Here is a 1,464-nt window from a genome sequence, read left to right on the forward strand (position 1 = left end):
TGATGCTCCAGCTTTAATTCAATAACCGTGTTGCACTCAGCTCCTGCAACCGCCACGGCAATCTAGATGTAATAATAGGTAGTGATGTTTGGATTGGCGGGCGAGTCACCATAATGGCCGGGGTAACGATAGGCAATGGCGCCATAATAGCCGCCGGCGCGGTAGTAACATCGAATGTTCCCCCATATGCCATAGTTGGCGGCATTCCCGCTAAAGTTATCAAATATCGATTTGATGATGCTACCATCGATCGACTTCAAAGGTCCCGATGGTGGGAGATGAGCCCAGTGCAGCTCTGGGAAAAGCTAGGTTCTGCATCCTTCTCTACGTCGGTCGACCTTTGCCTTGATCTCCTTGAGGGGCGTCAAAGCCTGACTTAGAAGTTGTAAACAATTTTGCGAATATCATTCGTCGTAACTTTTCAGTCTCACCACCAAGAAGCCCGCCTCTGAGCGGGTTTTTTAATGCCTGGAGATAACCATGTCCACACCTCGCGGCGTCCGCAATCTGAACCCCGGCAACATCGACTACAACCCCCGCAACGCTTGGCAGGGACAGCTTGGGCTGGAGGTGGGCGTGGCCAAGCCGCGCTTCGCCCGCTTCGACGAGGCCGAGAACGGCATCCGAGCCCTGGGCAAGCTGCTGCTCAACTACCGGGGCAAGGATGGTATGCCCGGCGTTGGCCGGCCCGGCATCGACACTCCGCTGGAGTTCATCAGCCGCTGGGCTCCGTCCAGTGAGAACGACACCCTGGCCTACGCCCAGGCCATTGCCAAGCGTCTCGGCGTCGGCGTGCGTGACTCCATCGACATCTCCAAGCCTAAGGTGCTGCGCGAGGCCGTGGTCGGCATCATCGTCCATGAGAACGGCGGCAACCCGTACAAGGCAGAGGTCATCGATGAGGGTATCCGGCGGGCGCTGGCATGAGCTGGCTGGGCGCGGTCCCGGCCTGGTGCTGGTGGCTGATCGCCCTGGTGTTGGTCGCCGGCGGCCAGCAGTACCGTGTCGTGGTCGCCCAGGGTGAGGCTGTATCTGCCCGTGCCGAACTCGCCGACTACCGCCTGCAGGTGGCCGAGCGCGATCGGCGCGCCGCCGCCCAGGCCAGAGCTGAAGAACAACGCCGCCAATCCGTGGCGGACGAGGAGGGTGAGAGTGCTCGCAAGAAACTGGAACTGGCCAAAGGCCGCGCCGCTGCTGCTGAGTCTGCTGCTGATGGGCTGCGCGGGGAAATCGCCAGACTGCGGGACGGCCACCGAGCCACCTGCGATACCATCGCTGCCCAGCAGCGCCAGGCAGGAATCTCTGCCGTTGTGGTGCTCGGGGGATTGCTTGAAGAAGCTGACCGAATGGCGGGAGACCTCGCGACAGCGCTTGAGCGAAGCCGAATAGCCGGGCTGGCCTGTGAGGCGGTGGTTGAACGGATGAAGAGGCCGTAGATGACCCGCAGAAAAAACGAAGCCCTGG

General features: G+C 60.7%; 2 protein-coding genes and 1 pseudogene. All 3 read left to right on the top strand.

Annotation, left to right across the window (positions count from 1 at the left end):
• Positions 1-71: 71 nt before the first annotated feature.
• Positions 72-380: pseudogene (locus MJ643_RS30305) on the top strand (CatB-related O-acetyltransferase); the annotation flags it as partial.
• Positions 381-480: 100 nt separating this feature from the next.
• Positions 481-927: a structural protein P5 gene (locus MJ643_RS30310; protein WP_247727274.1), complete on the top strand. Its 447-nt coding sequence runs from the start codon at positions 481-483 to the stop codon at positions 925-927.
• Positions 924-1,436, top strand: coding sequence for a DUF2514 family protein (locus MJ643_RS30315; protein ID WP_247727275.1), 513 nt, complete (start codon positions 924-926; stop codon positions 1,434-1,436). Before MJ643_RS30310 ends, MJ643_RS30315 begins: the two co-directional genes overlap by 4 nt.
• Positions 1,437-1,464: the final 28 nt, after the last annotated feature.

The sequence above is a fragment of the Pseudomonas sp. PNPG3 genome, assembly GCF_023093815.1.
GTDB lineage: Bacteria > Pseudomonadota > Gammaproteobacteria > Pseudomonadales > Pseudomonadaceae > Aquipseudomonas > Aquipseudomonas asiatica.

Bases quoted from the DNA above. Each gene is read 5' to 3' on its own strand.
- MJ643_RS30310 (WP_247727274.1), top strand. From the start codon at position 481: ATGTCCACACCTCGCGGCGTCCGCAATCTGAACCCCGGCAACATCGAC.
- MJ643_RS30315 (WP_247727275.1), top strand. From the start codon at position 924: ATGAGCTGGCTGGGCGCGGTCCCGGCCTGGTGCTGGTGGCTGATCGCC.